Genomic DNA, 20,026 nt, shown 5'->3' with positions numbered 1-20,026 from the left:
ATGGCGAAGACAGGCGAGGAGATCCTCTCGCTCCAGCGCGTCGCCGAGGAGGCGGGCACCTGCTACTTGGAGGAGGCGGGCACCTGCTACTTGCTCGCCGTGGACCCGAGGAAGGCGAGCCCGTTCGACCGCGGTCAGTTTGTTCTTGATGAGATCACCGCGACGCTCGAGTGGCTGCTCGACGAAGGTCGACGGTCGATTGCCGCTCTGAGCTGGGCCTGAACAGGCCGTATCCCGCCGCCTTGCCCTGCAGCCGGCGGAGACAAGGCGCGCTTCCTGCGAGACTTGAATCGCGAGGCCCTTCTCTTCTGGGGAGCCATCGACGACCCGACGTTCGAGCGCCCCGCTCAACCCGCTCTTGAACAGCGTCGGCGTATCGAGTGAGATACCTCCTCGACACCAACACGTGTGGTTGGGATTCTGCGCGCGAAGCGCTCTCGTTCGATTTTGACGATCTCGCAGCCGATCACTATGCGCGCATCCGCTCCGATCTCGAGAGCGATCGTCAACCTATCGGGAGCATGGACCTCCTCATCGCCTCCATCGCGCTCGCGAATGGGCTGATCCTCGTCATCCATCATGTTCGGGAGTTCTCGCGCGTGAAAGGCCTGCCATGGGCTGAGGCTCCTTGCCTGTTCCCGCGGCGTGAGGCGTCGAACCATGGGGAGCGGATCCATGGGGCATCGGTTCGCTGGCGTGATCTCGTGACACGGGCATCGATCCCGGCGTCCGGCCGTCTCGGGCGGAGATGGCCTGATCCTGCGATCCGTTCTCGGAGATTCCGGCTCGACGGCGCGGGGACCGAGGTTATGGTGCGACCCCGCAGCGCAATCGGGCCGACCCGCGGAGGGGAAGATGAACCAGGAAGAGCGGCAGGACGCAGCCACCTATCGCGTCGTCGTCGATCACGAGAAGCAGTACACCGTCTGCCCTGTCGAGCGCGCGATCCCGCGCGGGTCGCGGGAGGCCGGCAAGCAGGGATCCATCATGGAGTGCCTCGCTTATATAGAGCAGGCATGGGAGCGCCTGCGCGCCCCGGCGGAGGGATGCGCCCCGGCGGAGGTCGCCGTCCGAGCGCGCGCGGAGTGGCTCTCCTGACGCCGTCATGAGGTGAGGAGAGCGGCGATGACGGGGTGGAACGGGCTCGAGGGCGTCCCTCCGCTCATGTCGACCGAAGCGCCGGGATCCCTCCACGCAGGCGTGGATCCGAGTCACGGCGCGATAAGCCTCCTCTGCGTCTCGAGCGGATCGATCCCGCGCAGCACGGCGGCGCCGTGCGGTCCAGCGAGGCGACAGGCTTCCTCGACGGGGAGGCCGCGGGCGAGATAGTAGGCGAGGGCGCCGGCGAAGCTATCGCCGGCGCCGTACTCGCCGAGGACGCGGTCCGGCGCGGGCGGCGCGTCGACCAGCGCGGCGCTCCCCGGGCGGAGCACGCGGACGGGCCGCGGCCCGTCCGTGAGCACCAGCGCGTCGGGACAGGGGTCGTACGCGTCGAGCGGGGCGTTCTCGCGCGGATCGGAGGCGCTGCCGATGACCACGTCGGGGGCGATCGCCGCCGCCCGGAGCGCCGCGCCCCTGCGGGCGGTCACCACGAGGCGACGCGCGGCGCGCGCGAGGCGCAGGCTCTCGGGGTCGGCGCCGGTGAAGTAAGTTGCCCAGCGAGGCGACGCGCCAGACGGGCGAGCGCGGACGGCCGCGCCGCTCGGGGGCGACGATGCGTCCGAGTTGCCTCGGGCGCGAAATCGGACCAATCGACGCCATGGAATCAGCAGCGGCGCGGCGCGCGCCAGAGCTCGGCTCCTCGCGGCAGCCGAGCCTGAGCACGCTCCTCGGGATCGCGACATTTCTCCTCACGGGCGCGGCGATCGCCGTGGCCGCCGCGCTCATGGCCGCCTCGGCGACCATGCAGCAGGCCACCGGGATCCTCGGCGACGCGATCGAGAGCGTCCGCCTGGTGCACAGCCTGCAGATCGACATCCTCCTCGATGCACACCAGATCCACCGCGACAACGGGGCCGCCAGCGGCGGGCCGATCTCCACCTTCCACGAGTGGGAGAGCGAGCTAAGGAAGGGCCTTGCGGAGGCTCACCGTCACGTGAGCAGCCAGGAAGAGAGCGGCATGCTCGTCGACGCAGAGCGGCGCGTCGACGAGTACCTCGTCGGGCGTCGAGCCGGCGATGCCGGCGGCTCACCCCCCTCGCCGGACGCGCCGGCGCCGGCCACCGATTCGCTCGCTTTCGACGAGGCGTTCAATGCCCTCGACGGCCTGGTCGAGATCAACCTCCATCAGGCCCGCGCGTCCCAGGCGCTCGTGGAGCGTCTGGGTCAGCGCGCGACCACCGCCGGCGTCGCGGCCGTCCTCTTCTTCATGGCCGGCGCGTCCCTGGTCCTCATCAGCGCGCGGCGGCTCGTCTACGGCCCCGTCGTCGCGATCCAGGAGGCGATCGGCCGCTACGGCGCGGGGGACCGCGCCGTGCGCGCGCCGCTCGTCGGGCCGCGCGAGCTCGGGGACATCGCGCGGGCCTTCAACAGCACGGCGGAGTCGCTGGAGCGCCAGCGTGAGGCGCGGTTCGCGTTCCTCGGCGGCGTGGCGCACGACCTCAGGAACCCGCTCTCGGCGCTCCGGCTGTCGGTCGGCTTCCTCAACGACGGAGGCCCCCCGTCGGAGCCGCGCGTGCAGCGGACCATGGCGCTCGTCGGACGGCAGGTCGATCGCCTCGAGCGCATGGTCGGGGACCTCCTTGACGCGTCACAGATCGAGGCGTGCAAGCTCGAGCTCCGGGTCGAGGCGCGCGACCTGCGCGAGCTCGTGCAGGAGGCGGCCGAGCTCTATCGCCCGGTGTCGCCGGAGCACCCGATCGAGCTCTCGCTCCCCGAGGCGCCGGTGCTCGTCCGCTGCGATGCGACGCGGATCCAGCAGGTGCTCAACAACCTCCTGTCGAACGCGCTCAAGTACTCTCCCGCCGGCGGCCCGATCGATGTGGCGGTCCACGGCGGCGCGGGCCGCGCCGAGATCGCGGTTCGCGATCGCGGGGTCGGGATCGATCCGGCGGATCTGGCGCACCTCTTCGAGCCGTTCCAGCGCCTCAAGGCGTCGGCGGGCGCGATCCCGGGGACGGGCCTCGGGCTCGCGGTGGCGAAGCGCATCGTCGAGGCGCACGGCGGCCGCCTCCTCGTCGAGAGCGAGCCGGGCGCCGGCTCGGTGTTCCGGGTCGAGCTGCCGCGTGCGTCCTGATGGGAGAGGCGGTGCACGAGGCCGCGACGTGCGGCGCGCGAAGGGCGACGCCTCCACGAAGCGACCCCGCTCCGCCGGGCCGTACGGTCAGGCGCCCGTCCCCGCCGCGCGCCGCCATCGGTCGTCGCGGCGCACCGCCCGCCCCTCGCGCTCCAGCTTGATCAGGTGAGCCTCGAGGCTCAGCCGCGCGAGCGGCCAGGCGACCGGCGCCTTGTCTGCATAGACGACCGGCAAGAGCGCCTCGAGCGACGCGCCGCCCGCGCCGTCCTCGCCGGCCGCCTCGAGCGCCGCGACCACCAGCCGCTCCCGCCCCAGCCGGTGCGCGATGTAGCGCCGGAACAGCGCCTCCGGCGCGCCGATCGGCCCGCCGTGCGCCGGCAGCGCGACCCGCGCCCCGAGCCCCGCGAGCCGCTCGATCTGCGCGAGGTACTCCGCCATGTCGCCCTCCCGGGGATCGATCAGGATGGTCCCCTCGCCGGCCACCATGTCGCCGCAGACCAGGGCGCCCTGCGCCTCGTCGAGGAAGCAGAGGTGGTCGGGCGCGTGCCCCGGCGTGTGGAGCACCCGCAGCGCCGTCGGCTCCGGCCCGCCGAGCCGCACCACCTCCCCGTCCGCGAGGCGGCGCGCGAGCGGGACGCCCGGGAGGCGCGGGGCCGCCTCGGCGTGCCCCCAGACCGGCAAGCCGAGCTCGGCCGCGAAGAAGCGCGCGCCCCCGACGTGGTCGGCGTGGTGGTGGGTCACCGCGATCGCCACGAGCGACCGCCCCTGGGAGGCGAAGCCGCGCGCCCAGGCGAGCCACTCGCGGCGCTCGTCCTCGTACGGCGTGGCCGGCTCGACGAGCAGCACCTCGCCGCCGCCGAGCGCGTAGCTGTTCGTGTGGGTCGCGGGCGGCAGGGTCGGCGTGCGCGCGGGGAAGGCCTCCACGCCGCGCACGCCGGGCCCGACGGGCTGCGGGCGGATCACCGCTCGACGACGACCGCGAGCGCCTCGCCGCCGCCGATGCAGAGCGTGGCCAGGCCGCGCTTCGCGTTCCGGTCCTTCATGGCGAAGAGCAGCGTCGTCAGGATGCGCGCCCCGCTCGCGCCGATCGGGTGGCCGAGCGCGACCGCGCCGCCGCGGACGTTGACCTTCTGGGCGTCGAGCCCGGAGAGCTTGTTCACCGCGAGCGCCACCACCGCGAACGCCTCGTTCACCTCGAAGAGGTCGATCTGGTCCGTCGGGATGCCGAGCTTCTTCGTGGTGTTCGCGATGGCCGCGGCCGGCGCCGTCGTGAACCACTCGGGCGCCTGCGCGGCGCCGCCATAGCCGACGATCCGCGCGAGCGGCGTGAGCTTGTGCTCCTTGACGGCGCGCTCGCTCGCCAGGACGAGCGCGCTCGCGCCGTCGTTGATCGACGACGCGTTGGCCGCGGTGATCGTCCCGTCCTTCTGGAACGCGGGCTTCAGGGACGCGAACTTCTCGGGCTTGCCCGCAGGCGGGCCCTCGTCCTCCTTCACGACCACCGCGTCGCCCTTCCTCTGCGGGACGGAGACGGGCGCGATCTCCGCGGCGAAGAGCCCCTCGCGCTGGGCCGCGACAGCGCGGCGGAAGCTCTCCTTCGCGTACTCGTCCTGCGCTTCCCGAGAGAAGCCGTGCTCCCTGGCGCACGCGTCGCCCGCGGTGCCCATGTGGAAGTTACCGTACGGATCCCAGAGGCCATCGTGGATCATCCCGTCCACGAGCTTGCCGTCGCCCATGCGGTAGCCGGAGCGCGCCTGCGGGAGGTAGTAGGGTACGTTCGACATCGACTCCATGCCGCCGGCGACGACGACGTCCGCGTCGCCGAGCGCCACCGTCTTCGCGCCGAAGAGGACGGCCTGGAGGCCCGAGCCGCAGACCTTGCTCACGGTGGTGGCCGGCACCTTGCTCGGGATGCCGGCGAAGATGGCGGCCTGCCGGGCCGGAGCCTGCCCGATACCGGCGGACAGGACATTGCCGAGGAACACCTCCTCGACGGCCTCCGGAGACAGCTTTGCCCGCTCGAGCGCCGCCCGGATGGCGACCTCACCCAGGCGGGGGGCGGGCAAGGGCGAGAGTGCGCCCTGGAACGCGCCGATCGGCGTCCGGGCCGCTGCGACGATATACACGGGGACGGGCAGGGTCATGATCTCCTCCAGCAGCGCTGATGCCATGTCATTCGATGACGCCAGCCGTGCGCCTTGCGAATGTGCCTTGGGTACCTCGGCTGGCCTGGGGGGGCAAGCCGGCCCCGCGACGCCCCGCTGCCCGCGCGGTTGCCTGCGCGGTTCGTCCGGTTCGCGCGGTTCGCGGGTTCACATCGATCATCGATCGCATCGATCGCATCGATCGCATCGATCGCATCGATCGCCCCCCTGCCTCGCTCCGCCGGCCGGGCTCTTCGCGACCGGGCTCTCGCGATCCCCTCGAGATCGTATGTCACCACCCAGCCGCCGCGCGCCGCGCCTCGCGCGAGGGGCGCCGCCGCCGCGCGCAGGCGCGGGAAACCCGGAGTGGAGCGCAGTCGTCGTGCGGCCGCCCTCGGACGGACCCCAAGCTCCGCCCGAGCCGGATCCGGGCTGGCCCTGAGCGCCCTCCGGGCCGAGGCCCCGCCGACTCGTCGCCTGGGCGCGGCGCGCGGCGACGCTGGCGCGGGCCGGGGGGCGCTATGTGGTACGCCGGGGACGTCGCGTGATATCGTGCGCGCCGATGGGGAAGGGGGGCTGTCCTCCCTGCGCCCGGGCGGACAAGGAGCGAACGAGCGATGGTGAATGCAGGCGATCGTGCCCCCGACTTCTCTCTCGAAAGCGACAGCGGTAAGACGGTGGGCCTCGCGGATTTCCCGGGCAAGACGGTCGTCCTCTACTTCTATCCAAAGGACGACACCCCCGGCTGCACGCGCGAGGCCCAGGCCTTCTCCGCGGCTCTGCGCGCCTTCGCCGACGCCGGCGCCGTCGTGCTCGGCGTCTCCCGCGACTCCGTCGAACGCCACCGGAAGTTCAGGGACAAGTACGATCTCGGGGTGACGCTCCTCAGCGATCCGGATCTCGCCGCGCACAACGCCTACGGCGTCTACGGCGAGAAGTCGATGTACGGCAAGAAGGTGATGGGCACCATCCGGAGCACCTTCATCATCGGCCCCGACCGCGCGGTGAAGCACGCCTTCGGCGCCGTGAAGGTCGACGGACACGCGGACGAGGTGCTCGCGATCGTGCGCGGAGGCGGCAGAGGCGAGGCGCCGCCCGCGCCTTCAGCACGGGCGACACCGAAGAGCGCGGCCAAGGCGCCTGCGAAGCGCGCGGCCAAGGCGCCCGCGAAGACTCGATAAAGGACCCCAGGAACCGTCGAACAAACGACATCGTCGACTCGGGGCGTGCGGGCTGTCGATCGCCTGATGGATGGCATCGCGAGGGCCTCCGGCGCGGGGACGGCGGGCTCGCCAAGCTGGACGGGCCCGGCGCTTCATGAAAGAATCTGTGCCGTTGCTTGCAAATCGATGAAACTACCACGACACCAGGGCTCATCTCTCGATCCGCTTCGTGGCAGGTGGAGCGATGAGCGCTGGAGCGAGGGAGCGAGGGAGCTGGATTATGATGTTGAAGCATCCGATGCTACGGACTTTTGCTTTGCTGAGCTGCCTCTCAGCGATCGCCGCGTGCGGCGATGACGAGCCGCCGCCCAAGGTGACCGAGGGCGACGGCGGCGGAGGCAGCGGGGGAGACGGCGGCAGCGGCGGCAGCGGCGGCACCGGCGGCGTGCCGGTCGAGACGTGGGATCTCGACCGCAGCAAGCCGCTGTCGGACGTCGAGCCGGAGTTCGCGGAGGCGGAGCACCCGCTCGCGCCGGGCGCCGTGCTGGCCGATCTCAAGGCCCCGCTCCCCACGAACGCCACCTGGATGAACTTCGCGCTCGGCCAGGGCGATCAGCGGATCAACGCCGCGCCGTACGACCTCAAGGCGGTCGGACAGGCGCTGTCGATCTCCCGGCCCGCCGTCGTGGTGGAGAGCGCGTCCGTCACCTCGGCGGACCTGACGCAGCTCGCGCTCAGCGCGCGCCAGGCCTTCGCCGGCCACACCGTCAAGTCGGCCGATCTCCTGTCAGTCACCGTGGAGTGGGCGGCGCAGGGCGGCACGATGACGGCGCCCATCGTGTACGGGATGCCGTACGTGACGGCCACGTACGACGGGCTCGCCCCCTCCGTCCGCGCCGGCGACGGCGTGGCGATCACCGAGGTCAACGGCGAGTCGACGAGCCCCACCACGGTCACGGGCGACCGATTCGAGATCACGCTCAACAACGGCCAGACGTGGGTGCTCTATGCGTTCCCCGAGATCAGCCTCGAGTGGGACGCCCTTTCCATGATGGCGGACGAGCCGTACGAGGGCTCGCTCCGCCTCGCGCTCGTCCCCGGGCCGAACGCCGCGGCCGTGCTCGACAAGCACGCCGCCGCCATCCCGGTCGGCGGCGACATCGAGGCCTCGGTCACCGAGGACGAGGCCAGGGTGCGCTTCGTCTGGAAGACCGAGGGCGAGGGCGATCTCCTGACCATGGCGCTGCCGCACCATCTGGATCACCTCGATATGTTCAAGGCGGCGGACGTCTCGCACCCGACCGTGATCGGTCAGATGAAGGGCATCTCCGGCGCGAGCTGGGAGCTCGAGTACCCGCTCAGCACGATCGGCTGGGACGCGCCGCGCCGCGCCTCGGACGACTGGGGCGACGACATCATCGCGGCCCTCGAGGAGGACAAGGGCTTCATGCCCGACGCGGCGGTCGCCGGGACAGACCCCTATTTCGGGGGCAAGCAGATCGCGAAGCTCGCGCGCCTCGCGCAGATCGCCGAGGTGGTCGGCAAGGCGGATCTCGCGGAAGAGCTCAGGGCGCGGCTCAAGTCGCGCCTCAACCCGTGGCTCAACGGCCAGAACGACAACCCCCTCGTCTACGACACGACCTGGGGCGGCCTCGTGACGACCAACGGCCTGGCGGACCAGGCCGCCGACTTCGGCCAGGCGTATTACAACGATCACCACTTCCACTACGGCTACTTCCTCTACGCGGCCGCCGTGCTGGCGAAGAGCGATGAGACGTGGCGCGAGGAGTACGGGGACAAGGCGCTCTGGCTCGTCCGGGACATCGCGAACCCGAGCGCGAAGGACACGTACTTCACGCCGTTCCGCAACATGGATTGGTTCAGGGGCCACTCGTGGGCGTCAGGGCTGTTCCCGTTCGCGGACGGCCGTAACCAGGAGTCGACCTCCGAGGCCGTCAACGCCTGGTACAGCATGCAGCTGCTCGGCGAGGCGCTCGAGAACGAGGACGTGAAGAACCTCGGCCGGGTGCTCCTCGCCATGGAGACGGCCTCGGCGCAGAAGTACTGGCAGGTGACCTCGGACAGCATCGTCTACCCCGAGCCGTTCAAGAACAACGGCGCTGTCGGCGTGCTCTGGTCCACGAAGGCCGACTTCGGGACGTGGTTCGGCCCCAACCCCGAGTACGTCTATGGGATCCAGCTGCTCCCGATCACGCCGATCTCGGAGTCGCTCATCTCCAAGGACTGGGTCCAGGACGCGTGGCCCGTGATCTCGGAGACCACGCAGGACGCGGAGGACCCCTGGAAAGCGTTCCTGATCGCGGCGCACGCGACCGTCGACAAGGAGGCGGCCTGGGAGGACGCGCAGGCGCTCACCGAGCTCGACGACGGCCTCAGCCGGACCGCGCTCCTCTACTGGATCGCCACGCGGCCCTGAGCCGGCTGCCCTCGCAATCGATCTCCCCGCGGCCCGGTGGTGGGGGAATTCCCCCACCCTGCCGGGATGATGGAGCCGCCAAGGCGCCATAAGACGCCAAGAATCTTGTGATGTCTTGGCGTCCTTGGCGTCCTTGGCGGTTCAAAAGACCCCCACCTTCAGCCAAAGCACCACCTACCACCTGCGGCCGTGAGCCCGCCGCCCCCTCAATCGATGGGCTCGACCCGCACGTCGACCGCGAGGCGCTCCGCCCCGCCGCCCACGTAGATCGTGCCCGAGGTCGGCGTCGCGTCCACGTAGTTGCGCCCGACCGCGACGCGGATGTGATCGGTCTGCGTCAGGATCCCGTTCGTCGGGTCGAAGCCCTTCCACCCGATCTCCGGCAGGTACACCTGGACCCAGGCGTGCGACGCCTCGCCCTGCCGCTGGTTCTCGTGCTTCGGCCCCGTGTAGATGTACCCGCACACGTAGCGCGACGGCACGCCGAGCAGCCGCGTCAGGCAGATGAACAGGTTCGTGAAGTCCTGGCACACGCCGCGGCGGTTCGCGTACACGTCGAACGCCGTCGTGAACAGGTTCGTCGACCCCTGCTTGTACTCGTACTCCTCGAAGATCGACGCGTTCAGATCGAGCAGCGTGTCGAGCAGATCGTAGCCGTTCCGCTCCACGAAGGTCATCGCGTACTCGATGAGCTCCGCGAGCTCGCTCTCCGCCAGCTCCGGCGGCAGGAGGAACGGCTGCAGGACCTGGCGCTGCCACGGCATCCACACGAGCGGGATCGTCGACCGGGCGCGCAGCGGGCGGAAGCTCAGCGGATCGGTGTCGAGCAGCTCCACCCGCGACCTCGACTCGATGACGAGATCGTGGAACGGCGTGTCGAGCAGCACCCGCCGCGTGCGGTTGCCGAAGACGTCGTCGTACTCGCGCTGCTGGCCCTCGACCGACACGTGGATCTCGTTGTGCAGCAGCGACTGCAGCCGGTCGTGCGCCGGCGTCAGCCGCAGGAGGTGCGTGCTGCGCTCCACCGCGGTCGCATAGTGGTACGACGTGCGGTGCACCACCTGGAAGCGGCGGATGGCCGCGTGCACGGGGCGGCGGACCGGGCGCGACGAGAGCGGCGGCACGGAGGCCGACGCCTTGCGCCGGTCGGTGTGCGGGGTCGCCGTGGCCCGCAGCGCCCCCTGCCGCAGCACCACGAGGTGCCCCGGCGGCACGCGCTTCCAGGTCGCCGCCCGCCCGCCCGCGTGGACCTTGAGCTCCTCCGACGAGACGATGACGCCCTTGCGGCTCTTGACCCCCCGGCGCGTCAGGTCGACCTCCAGATCGTCGTCCCCGAACGCGAGGCGCTCGTACGGCGGCAGCACCTCCCACAGGAACGCGTCCCCCTCGCGATCGCGATCCGCGTAGACCACCAGATCGCGGCCGTCGGCCAGGACCGTCGTGAGGGGGCCGTGCTCGTTCATCTCGTCGAACCAGTCGCGCAGCACCGCCGGGTCGACGTCGCCGACGCTCCGGAGGTTCTCCGACGCCATCCAGCGCATGAGCTCGCACAGGATGAGCTCCGTGTCCGTCGAGCCGACCGGCTGGAAGAGCGACTTGGGATCGACCTCGATCCGGTCGACGAGGCTGCCGCTGTGCGCGAACAGCCAGTCGCGCCCGCCCCAGCTCCGGCTGAACGGCTGCGTGTTGGCGTCGTTGACGCTGCCCCACGTCGCCGTGCGGATGTGCAGCACGAGCAGCGACGACTCGAGGTGCTCCCACGCCTTCACGAGCTCGCTGCGGATGCTCCCCTGCGGCGGCGCCGGCTCCTTGAGCACCGAGGCGCTCGGCTCGCCGCCGGGGTAGTAGCCGATGCCCCAGCCGTCAGGCAGTTTGCGCCCGGGGCGCAGGCAGGTGAGATCGAAGCATGGGGCGAGCTCGCCCTCGAACGACATCGCGAGGAGATTCGGCATGGGTGCGTCGGCGACTCTGGCGGCTACTGGCTCGTGACCGTGGGGCTACTGTCGGGCGGCCCGTAACCGAGCAGCTCGCGCCCGATACCGTCGCAGATCATCGCCGTCTCGTCGACCACATGGGTGAGCGCCGCGTGGACCGCCATCGGGTCGAACGCCTCGGTGGCCCTGTCGGCCACCCACTGGTGCAGGAGCTGGAGCCGCTCGAGGCTCTCGCCGCCGGGGAGCGCCACGCTGTCCGGCGGCCGGATCTCGCAGAGGCGCGCGAACGCCGCGTGGACGCAGTGCCGGATCGAGCGCGGGAAGCGCGGCTCGTACAGGAGGAACTGGGCGACAGCCTGCTCGCTCACCTGACCCTGGTTGAGCTTCATGAACGGCTCGAACCCGGAGCAGGCGCGGAGGAGCGAGAGCCAGAGCGCCGTCTCCACGACCCGGTGCTGCCTGCGCAGCGCGCCCTGCGTCTGGGCGCTCATCTCGGACGGCGGCGGCGGCGGCAGGTGGGTCAGGGCGTGGTGGTGCACGTCGAGCGTGCGCGCTGTCTGCCCGACGCGCTCGAGCAGCACGCCGAGCCAGATGAAATCGAGCGGCGTGTCGTTGAGCATCGTGCTCTGCGTGAGCCCGAGGCAGAGCTGCGTGAGCTGGCGTACGCGCCGGTAGAAGGCGTAGCGGCTCGACCTGAACTCCTCCCGCGCCTCGTCGCTGTTTACCCAGAGGTGGAGCTCGTTGACGGTCTCCCACACCTCGAGGCTGACGACCTCCCGGATCGACCGGGTGTTCCAGCGCGCGGCGGAGATCGAGCTGCGGAGGCTCGTCGTGTTGTCCTCGTCGAAGCTCATGTAGCGCTGCACGAGCTCGCCGTCGGCCGCGGCCTCCTCGCCGTGCTCGGCCTCGAAGTGCGCCTTCTGCCCGGCCACGATGATGACCGGCAGCCAGCACTGGTGCGCCGGGATCTCGGCGTCGAGCGCGAGGTTCTGCGTGACGGCGAGGATGCGGGCCATGTTCTCGGTCCGCTCGAGGTAGCGGCCGAACCAGAAGCAGTGATCGGCGACGCGGGAGATCACGAGGCCTCCGGGGGGTCGGATCCCGGCGCCGCGCCGGGAGGGTCGTTGTTCGTGGCAGCAGGGCCCGTGTCGGCAGCGCCGACCGAGGGCGTGCGCTGCGCGCTCTCCCCTGGGCCCTTCAGGACCCAGGTGTCCTTCGAGCCCCCGCCCTGGCTCGAGTTGACGATGTAGGAGCCGGCCACCAGGGCGACGCGCGTGAGCCCGCCGGGCAGCACCCACGAGCCGTCGCGGCCCGTCAGCACGTAGGGGCGCAGGTCGAGCCGCCTCGGGACCGCGGTCTTCCCGCTCGGGTCCCAGGTGGGGCTCGTCGAGAGCTCGACCCGGTGCTGGGCGATGTAGCGGCGCGGCGTCGCCTGGATGCGCGCCCGGAACTCGTCCCGCTGCGCGGCGGTCGACTGCGGCCCCATCAGCATGCCGTAGCCGCCGGCCTCGTCGACCGCCTTGACGACCAGCTGGTCGAGGTGGTCGAGCACATAGCGCCGGTCGTCGTCGCGCATGCAGAGGTAGGTGGGCACCTGCTCGAGGACCGGCTCCTCGCCGAGGTAGTAGCGGATCATCTCCGGCACGAAGGGGTACACGGCCTTGTCGTCCGCCACGCCGTTGCCGGGCGCGTTCGCGAGCGCGACGTTGCCGGCGGCGTAGGCGCGCATCAGGCCGCGCACGCCGAGCAGGCTGTCGGGGCGGAAGGCCTCGGGGTCGAGGAACGCCTCGTCGATGCGGCGGTAGATGACGTGGACCCGGCGGGGGCCGCGCGTCGTCCGGGCGAAGACCTGGTCCTGATCGACGAACAGGTCGGGGGCCTGCACGAGCTCGAGCCCCATCGTGCGCGCGAGGAAGCTGTGCTCGAAATAGGCCGAGTTGTAGGGCCCCGGCGTGAGCACGACGGCGCTCGTGCCGCTCGGGCTCGCGGGCGACACCGAGCGCAGCGTCTCGGCGAGCCGGGCCGGGTAATGGTCGACCCGCTGCACGCGCGCCTTGTCCAGCAGGTGCGGCAGGACGCGCTTGCTGATGAGCCGGTTCTCCAGGACGTAGGAGACGCCGGACGGCGTGCGGAGGTTGTCCTCGAGGACCCGGAAGGTCCCGGCCGGATCGCGGATGATGTCGACGCCCGCGATGTGGATGCGCACGCCGCCCGGGGGCCGCAGGCCGTGGACCTGCTTCAGGTACTGCCCGGAGCCGAGCACGAGGTCCCGGGGGACGCGCTCCTCCTTGAGGATGCGCTGGTCCCCGTAGACGTCGTCGAGGAAGAGGCCGAGCGCGCGGACGCGCTGCTCGAGGCCCCGTTCCATGTGGGCCCAGTCCGCCGCGGAGAGCAGCCGGGGGATGAGGCAGAGCGGGAAGATCTTCTCCGCGCCGCGCTGATCCGCGTAGACCGAGAACGTGACGCCCTGGTTGAGCAGGGCGAGCTCCGCGAGGTGCTGCGCGCGCGCGAACTCGTTCGGCGCGAGCGCGCCGAGGAGCGTGGCAGTGCGCAGGAACTCGGGGCGAGGAGCGCCGTCTCGACCAAACAGCTCGTCGTAGGCGCCGGGGAGGGGAGCGTAGCCGGCGAAGAGGCCGGCACCCGGGTTCTCTAACAACACTGGAGTGAAGCTACCGCTGGACGGCCCTGGAGGTCCATGGGCCATTTGCGGTTTCTGACGCGATGGAGGCAGTGGCGCGGTCGGCTGATCGACTCGGCCTACTCGGCGTCGAGGGCTTGCCGCTCTCTGGAGCGCGTGAGCTCGTCGACCGCGGCGAGGAAGGCGTCGTAGTCGATCGGCTTGGGCAGCACCCGAGCGACACCGAGGCTCGTCGCGTCATGTTTTGAAGACGCGGATGAAACAATGACTGGTATACGGGCCGTCTTCTCGTTGTGCCGGAGCGCCGTGAGCAGGCCCCAGCCGTCCATCACCGGCATCATGATGTCGACGACGAGCAGATCCGGCGGCGCGATCTGGTCGAGCAGCGCCAGCGCCTCCTCGCCGTTCGAGGCGCAGCGCACCTCGTAGCCGCCCTCGCTCTCCAGGATCATGCTCACGACCTCCTGGATGTTCGGCTCGTCGTCCACGACGACCACGAGCTTGGCGCGGCTGTTCGGCGCGCTCGATCGTGTTCGTACTTCCGCGTTGCGCCGCACCGTCCGACCTCCGAGCGTATCGACCAGCATGCCGTTCTCCCCCGCGCTCTCCGGACCCCGAATTCTCCGGATGAACGAGAGTATTCCCCACGCGCTCCGTTCCGTCGCTGCGTGGAATCCAAGATTGAAAGCTCGGGAGACTCCCGAAAGCGGTGGGGGCCGCGCGCTTGCGTCATTACGCCCGAACCACGATCGGGCGCGCGGCGCGACCGGGACATCCGCGCGCGCACGCCCATGACGCGCGCGCGCCGGGCCGCGTGGACGCGCGGGCGCGGGAAGTTTGGCTATTCCCGAATTTCCAGGGCGAGCGCGCCATGCGTCCGCCGTGCGTCGTCGCCGGCCGCCTGTTCCGAGATTCCTACTGTCCCGCGCCCTCGAGCTGCGCCGTCGCGTCGTGGTAGGCGCGCGTGACGTCGGATTCGTCCAGGATGCCGACGATCTTGCCCTCGGCGTCGGTGACCAGGAGCTCTCGCACGCGCAGCTCCAGCAGCACCTGGAGCGCGTGGTGCAGGTCCTCCGCTTCGCTGACCGAGGCGGGGCTCGCCATCATGTCGTGCGCGATCGCGAGCCCCGAGAGCTCGGGGCTCGTCGCGGTGGCGCGCAGGATCTCGGCGTCGATGGTGCCGACGACCTTGCCGTCCTCGGAGAGCACGGGGAAGGTGTCCTGCCACTCGCACGCCGCGATGCGCTCGACGACGATCGTGGCGGGGGTCCGCGCCTCGAACGACACGAACGGGCGGCTGCGGATGACGATGTCGGCGACGCGGATGCTGCGGAGCACGTCGACGATGAGCTCATCCCGGTGCGCCGGCGACTCGCGCTTGGTCGCGACCTGCGCGCGGTACAGGGTGCTGTGCCGGAGCGCCACGAAGGCGATGCCCTCGCAGAGCATGAGCGGCACGAGCAGGTCGTAGCTGCCGGCGAGCTCGCAGACCATGACGAGCGAGCCGATCGGCACGTGCGCGATCCCGCCGTAGAACGTGCCCATCCCGACGAGCGCGAACGCGCCGGGGTCGATGCGCGGGTCGCCGAGGAGGAGCTCCGCCGCGCGCCCGAAGGCCCCGCCCGTGAGCGCGCCGAGCACGAGCGAGGGGCCGAAATCCCCCGCGCTGCCGCCCGAGCCGACGGTGAGCGAGGTCGCGACGATCTTCGTGGCGAGCAGCACGAGCAGGAGATGCACCGCGGTCCACCCGCTCGGCAGCCACGGGGCCCCCGTGATCGCGATCTGGGCCGCGCCATACCCCGCGCCCAGCATCCCGAACCCCTGCCCCGGCCTGTCGAAGCGCGGCCCGAGGAGCATGAGCAGCGGGGTCACGAGCGCGCCGAGCGCGAGGCCGCCGAGCGCGGGCTTCGCCCAGGGCGGCAGGCGGATCCGGTGCATCGTGTGCTCCACGGCGTGCAGCGTCTGGAGGAAGACCGTGGCCACGAGCGAGACGACGAGCGCGAGCGCGGCGTAGAGGGGGAGGTGGCTCGGGATGAACGGGTAGCGGGGCGCGTGCGCGAAGAGGGTCGACTCGCCGAAGAAGTAAATGAAGACGGAGTACGAGACGACGCTCGCGAGGATGGAGGGGATGAGCGCGTCGGCCTCGAAGTCGTCGCGGTGCAGCACCTCGACGGCGAGGAGCGCGGCCCCGAGCGGCGTGCGGAACACGGCCGCCATGCCCGCGGCCGCGCCGGCGATGAGCAGGATCCGCCGCTCGCGCGTGTCCACCCGGAGGGCGCGCCCGATGATCGAGCCGATCGCGCCGCCGATCTGCATCGTGGGCCCCTCGCGCCCGCCGGACCCGCCGCAGCCGAGCGTGACGATGGAGGCGAGCGCCTTCACCACCGGGACGCGGCGGCGGATGTTGCCGCCCAAGTGGTGGAACGCCCGGATGAAGGCGTCGCCGCCGCCGCCGCGGGTCTCGGGCGCGAGCGCCGTCGTGAGCACCCCGCCGACGAGGGCGCCGAACGCCGGCAGGACGAGGACGAGCCACGGCCGGAACGCCCCGATGCGCGCGCGCGAGAGCACCGCCTCGCCCTTGGCGCGGAGCGGCTCGTAGCCGGTGACCGCGATGAAGAGCTCGTGCTCTGCGAGCTCGAGGGCGGCGAAGAACAGCGAGCCGGCGACGCCGGCCGTGACGCCGACGAGGATCGCGTGGAGCAGCACCCGACCGACGAGCTGGAACGGGATCAGCCCCTGCGCGCGGGGGATCGGCGTGCGCGCCGCCCCCGTGCGGCTGGGGCGTGATGGGGAGTACTCGCGGGACAACGTCATGATCTCATGGCCCAGGGCCTCCCCCTCGAGCGATGGGCCTGGCAGGAGCGGTAGCTTCCCTGATCTTCGGCGGGTTGCCGCCTGAAATCGCCGCCAGGATCGCCGTCCCGGGAGGCGCCCTCGCGGTGTCGGCCTCCGCGCGGTCTACGCTCAGCCTCCGCTCAGCCTCCGCTCAGCCTCCGCTCAGCTTCCGCTCGGTCTACGCTCGACTTCCGCTCGGGCCTCCCGCGCTCCATGAGCGAGGAAGGAAGCCTGGCGCGGGCGCGGCATCCGGACCCGCCCGAGCCCGGACGAGGTGGAGTCATGACGACCGATCGGAGCACCGTCGAGTACGGCACCCTCATCACCGGAGACGCCAGCGTCACGATGGGCGACGCCGCCATCCAGACGACGGACGAGAGCGTCCGCACGACCGCCGAGACCGTGGTCACGCCCGTTGTGGCGCTCGAGCTGGCCGCCGAGATCCTGGCGGGCTCGCTCGGCTCGCTGATCGATGAGGATTACGTGCAGGGCAAGACCCGGTTCCGGGACGTGCTCTGTGAGCGGATCGACATCTCGCAGCTCGAGGCGGAGGAGCTCGTCGATGATATGGAGCGGTCGGGGCGGATCCGTTTCATCGGCGTGGAAGAGGGCCGGGGATGGCACATCCAGCAGGGAGCGGGGGTGCGTTGATCGCCGCTGTCTCGCGCAGAAAGACGGGCTCGCCGGTGGTGCCAGACGAAACAATTCCCTTGCCGGCGTACTCGACTCGTGGCGTACGCTGAGGTGCCTATGGAGGACGGTACGAAGCCGCGCCAGGCCGTGGTCCCGAGCGCTCCGCCCGCTCCGCTCGTGATCGTGGCCGGTTGTCCTGCCGAGCTCGTCGCCGCGTGCCGGGAGGCAGGGGCCCGGCTCGGGGTGACGGTGCGCGAGTGCGATCTGCGCTCGCTCCGGGCGACGAGCGCGGCGTCGCAGCTGTACGCCGTGATCGTGGGGGAGGAGCTGTACCGGTTCGATCGGGAGGTGTTCGACGCGATCACCCGTCAGGCGCCGGCGTCGCTGGTGCGCGTCGATCGCCGGGAAGCGGACGACGCGTCGGCGCGGCGGTTGCTCGTGGACGCCGTCTTCGAGTCGGCGGCGACCGAGCCGAGCAGCGGGATCCGGTCCATCCTGACGTGAAGCGGCGCGGCGCGACGGCGCACAGCCGCCGCCGGCGGCCGCGTCAGGGCTTGCGCTTCATGCCGGGGAGGGTGGCCTTCTCGGGCGGCGGCTCGAGGTACTCGATCTGCTCCGCGGCCAGGATGCCGTACTTCGGGTTGGCCGCCGCGCCGCCGGTCGACTTCGTGAACGTCACGCCGTAGGTGCCGGTGACCTTGACCTTCGCGCCGACGGCCGGGATCGGGTTCGGCAGCTCCTGGCCCCAGAACTCGTCCGTGAGCTTCGCCTCGCCTTCCTTGCCGCGCGGCGCTTTGTCGATCGCCTCGATCATGCTGTAGATCTGCGCGAAGTTCGACGCCCAGCCCATGACGTCGACCATGTCCTTCGTCTCGCCCTTCTCGTCGGCGATCGCGAAGCTCGGGACCGGCGCCTTGCAGTCCGGCGGGTCGCCCTTGCCCGTCTTGTGCACGGCACAGGCGGGGGCCTCCGCCAGGTTCGTCTTGACGATGTAGCCGACGATCGAGAGCTTCTTGCCGTTCACGTCCTCGAAGTGGACGCGGCTCCGGAGGTCGTGCGTGACGCCCCAGACCGTGTAAGCGTCGCCCTGCTTCTTGTTCTTCGCGGGCAGCGTCGGCACCGCGGGCAGCGTCGCTTTGCGGCCGCTGAAGGCGGGCTTTGCCTGGTAGGGCTGCTCGTCCGTTCCGCACCCTGAAGTGCCCGCGACGAGGAGGATAGCGGCGAGGAGGGTTCGACCGAATCGGGCGTTCATGGCATCTCCAAGGTCAGCGTGACGGGCACCTCCAGCAGGAAAGATCCAGCGCTGGAATAGCCCCCGGACAGCGGTGCGCCGCGTGCGGGTCAGGCGCCTCTCGCATGCGCGCGCGGCGGCGGAAACGGCTAACACGGCCGCGAGTCGATCGTAAAGAGAAACGGAGACGTCCCCCTCTCTTCATCGGGCTCATCGGGCCTCGTCGCGCACCGGCGCGCGGCGGAGGGCGGGCGGAGGGCGGTAGAGCGCGGCGGGCCGCTGCCGACGCCGGCCCGAGCGCGGGGCAGGAGGGCGCGAGAGGCGGGCTCGGCGAGGCGCGCGCGCGACCCGCCCGGGCTCCGCCCGGCGCCGCCAGGCCGGGTTGCGCGGGTCTCCGCGGCGTTCTCCCGGTCCCGGGGTTGCCTCGAATACGCGAAGGACGTGTTTCCGCTCTTCGCGATGGCAACATCGATCGAGTACCCTCTCCGTCCCATGCGCGAGACCTCCCTGCGCGCCGCTTTCGAAGCGTCGAAGGTTTTGGTGATGATCCTCGCCGGCGGCGAGGGCCGCCGGCTCGGCCCGCTGACGCACGACCGGGCGAAGCCGGCCGTGCCGTTCGGCGGCCGCTACCGGATCATCGACATCGTCCTCTCGAACTTCGTCAACTCCGGCCTCCACCGCATCAAGATCCTGACGCAGTACAAGAGCGCGTCGCTAGACGAGCACATCGCCCGAGCTTGGCGCCTCTCGCCGATGCTCGACAGCTTCATCGAGACCGTCCCTGCGCAGCAGCGCACGGGCAAGAGCTGGTTCAAGGGGTCGGCGGACGCCGTCTACCAGACCCAGCACGTCATCACGGACGAGTCGCCCGAGCACCTCTGCATCTTCGGCGGCGACCACGTCTACAAGATGGACGTGCGCCAGATGCTGCACGATCACCTGTCGCGCGACGCGGAGGTGACCGTCGCCGCCATCCCGGTGACGAAGGAAGAGGCCCGGGCCTTCGGCGTCATCGAGTGCGACGAGTCGGGGCGCATCCTCGCCTTCCACGAGAAGGTGCAGGATCCGCCGAGCATGCCCGGCAGGCCGGGCATGTGCCTCGCGTCGATGGGCAACTACATCTTCAAGACGAAGGCGCTGCTCGACGTCCTCGAGCACGACGCGGCGACCGAGGACAGCGCGCACGATTTCGGGCGCGACATCATCCCGCGCATGGTCCAGAGCGGCAGCCGCGTCTACGTCTACGATTTCCACGAGAACCGCGTCCCCGGCGAGGACGAGGGCGCGGGGTACTGGCGCGACATCGGGACGATCGACGCGTACTGGGCGGCCCAGATGGATCTCGTCAGCATCCAGCCGGCGTTCAATTTCTACAACCCGCGCTGGCCCATCCGGACCGGGATCAGCCACGACCCGCCCGCCAAGTTCGTCTTCCGCGACGAGGCGAACGCGCGCGTCGGCATCGCCACGGACAGCCTGGTCTCGCTCGGGTGCATCATCTCCGGCGGCAGGATCCACCGCAGCGTGCTCTCGAACCGGGTCCGCGTGAACTCCTTCAGCCACATCGAGGAGTGCGTGCTGTTCGAGGACGTCAAGATCGGGCGCCACGTCAAGCTCCGCCGCTGCATCATCGACAAGGACGTCGAGATCCCCGCCGGCGCCGAGATCGGCTTCAACCTCGAGGAGGACCGCAAGAAGTGGTTCGTCAGCGAGGGCGGGATCGTCGTGATCCCGAAGCGCGCCAAGATCGACTCCCCGTAATGCGCCTGACCAGGG

At 70.9% G+C, this 20,026-nt stretch carries 17 protein-coding genes; 8 read left to right on the top strand and 9 right to left on the bottom strand.

The features are described 5' to 3' along the window. Together WMF27_RS35420 and WMF27_RS35415 are read left to right on the top strand one after the other, a co-directional pair. Positions 1–222, top strand: coding sequence for a hypothetical protein (locus WMF27_RS35420; RefSeq protein ID WP_437764452.1), 222 nt, complete (start codon positions 1–3; stop codon positions 220–222). A 633-nt stretch (positions 223–855) separates the two neighbouring features. After that, positions 856–1,098: an MbtH family protein gene (locus WMF27_RS35415; protein WP_437764453.1), complete on the top strand. Its 243-nt coding sequence runs from the start codon at positions 856–858 to the stop codon at positions 1,096–1,098. 113 nt (positions 1,099–1,211) lie between these two features. Here the strand turns inward: WMF27_RS35415 and WMF27_RS35410 are convergent, their stop codons facing one another. Further along, entirely contained in the window at positions 1,212–1,751 is a 540-nt protein-coding gene (locus WMF27_RS35410; RefSeq protein ID WP_437764454.1) for a PfkB family carbohydrate kinase, read from the bottom strand. 8 nt (positions 1,752–1,759) lie between these two features. Between WMF27_RS35410 and WMF27_RS35405 the strand changes: the two genes are divergently transcribed. Beyond that, entirely contained in the window at positions 1,760–3,235 is a 1,476-nt protein-coding gene (locus WMF27_RS35405; RefSeq protein WP_437764455.1) for a HAMP domain-containing sensor histidine kinase, read from the top strand. An 87-nt stretch (positions 3,236–3,322) separates the two neighbouring features. Here the strand turns inward: WMF27_RS35405 and WMF27_RS35400 are convergent, their stop codons facing one another. Continuing rightward, a complete protein-coding gene (locus WMF27_RS35400; RefSeq protein WP_437764456.1) occupies positions 3,323–4,198 on the bottom strand; it encodes an MBL fold metallo-hydrolase in 876 nt (291 codons plus the stop codon). Beyond that, entirely contained in the window at positions 4,195–5,379 is a 1,185-nt protein-coding gene (locus tag WMF27_RS35395) for an acetyl-CoA C-acyltransferase (protein ID WP_437769968.1), read from the bottom strand. Before WMF27_RS35395 ends, WMF27_RS35400 begins: the two co-directional genes overlap by 4 nt. Positions 5,380–5,996: 617 nt before the next feature. Between WMF27_RS35395 and WMF27_RS35390 the strand changes: the two genes are divergently transcribed. Both WMF27_RS35390 and WMF27_RS35385 read left to right on the top strand, forming a co-directional pair. Beyond that, a complete protein-coding gene (locus tag WMF27_RS35390) occupies positions 5,997–6,560 on the top strand; it encodes a peroxiredoxin (RefSeq protein ID WP_437764457.1) in 564 nt (187 codons plus the stop codon). Between the two features lie 298 nt (positions 6,561–6,858). Next, positions 6,859–8,979 (top strand): glycosyl hydrolase, encoded by a 2,121-nt coding sequence (locus WMF27_RS35385; RefSeq protein WP_437764458.1) that lies wholly within the window; start codon positions 6,859–6,861, stop codon positions 8,977–8,979. 206 nt (positions 8,980–9,185) lie between these two features. Here WMF27_RS35385 and WMF27_RS35380 read toward each other — a convergent pair whose 3' ends face one another. The 5 genes from WMF27_RS35380 to WMF27_RS35360 all read right to left on the bottom strand — a co-directional run bounded on the left by WMF27_RS35380 (position 9,186) and on the right by WMF27_RS35360 (position 16,365). Beyond that, positions 9,186–10,931, bottom strand: coding sequence for a class II glutamine amidotransferase (locus WMF27_RS35380; protein WP_437764459.1), 1,746 nt, complete (start codon positions 10,929–10,931; stop codon positions 9,186–9,188). A gap of 23 nt (positions 10,932–10,954) precedes the next feature. Continuing rightward, entirely contained in the window at positions 10,955–11,992 is a 1,038-nt protein-coding gene (locus WMF27_RS35375) for an alpha-E domain-containing protein (protein WP_437764460.1), read from the bottom strand. After that, positions 11,989–13,617: a circularly permuted type 2 ATP-grasp protein gene (locus tag WMF27_RS35370; protein WP_437764461.1), complete on the bottom strand. Its 1,629-nt coding sequence runs from the start codon at positions 13,615–13,617 to the stop codon at positions 11,989–11,991. Before WMF27_RS35370 ends, WMF27_RS35375 begins: the two co-directional genes overlap by 4 nt. A gap of 53 nt (positions 13,618–13,670) precedes the next feature. Beyond that, positions 13,671–14,138, bottom strand: coding sequence for a response regulator (locus WMF27_RS35365; RefSeq protein WP_437764462.1), 468 nt, complete (start codon positions 14,136–14,138; stop codon positions 13,671–13,673). 328 nt (positions 14,139–14,466) lie between these two features. Next, positions 14,467–16,365 (bottom strand): chloride channel protein, encoded by a 1,899-nt coding sequence (locus WMF27_RS35360; RefSeq protein WP_437764463.1) that lies wholly within the window; start codon positions 16,363–16,365, stop codon positions 14,467–14,469. Between the two features lie 303 nt (positions 16,366–16,668). On the opposite strand from WMF27_RS35360, the gene WMF27_RS35355 reads away from it, so the two are divergent. Together WMF27_RS35355 and WMF27_RS35350 are read left to right on the top strand one after the other, a co-directional pair. Then, positions 16,669–17,037, top strand: a complete 369-nt coding sequence (locus tag WMF27_RS35355) for a hypothetical protein (RefSeq protein WP_437943294.1) — start codon at positions 16,669–16,671, stop codon at positions 17,035–17,037. Between the two features lie 99 nt (positions 17,038–17,136). Beyond that, positions 17,137–17,523: a hypothetical protein gene (locus WMF27_RS35350; RefSeq protein WP_437764465.1), complete on the top strand. Its 387-nt coding sequence runs from the start codon at positions 17,137–17,139 to the stop codon at positions 17,521–17,523. A 43-nt stretch (positions 17,524–17,566) separates the two neighbouring features. Here WMF27_RS35350 and WMF27_RS35345 read toward each other — a convergent pair whose 3' ends face one another. Next, on the bottom strand, positions 17,567–18,271 hold the full coding sequence (locus tag WMF27_RS35345; RefSeq protein WP_437764466.1) for a hypothetical protein: 705 nt from the start codon (positions 18,269–18,271) through the stop codon (positions 17,567–17,569). 471 nt (positions 18,272–18,742) lie between these two features. Here WMF27_RS35345 and glgC point away from each other — a divergent pair, with 471 nt between their 5' ends. After that, positions 18,743–20,011, top strand: a complete 1,269-nt coding sequence (gene glgC, locus WMF27_RS35340; RefSeq protein WP_437764467.1) for a glucose-1-phosphate adenylyltransferase — start codon at positions 18,743–18,745, stop codon at positions 20,009–20,011. The last annotated feature ends 15 nt before the right edge of the window (positions 20,012–20,026 follow it).

The sequence above is a fragment of the Sorangium sp. So ce281 genome (assembly GCF_051527395.1).
GTDB lineage: Bacteria > Myxococcota_A > Polyangia > Polyangiales > Polyangiaceae > Sorangium > Sorangium cellulosum_B.
This window is presented reverse-complemented; position numbering and strand designations above follow the sequence as displayed.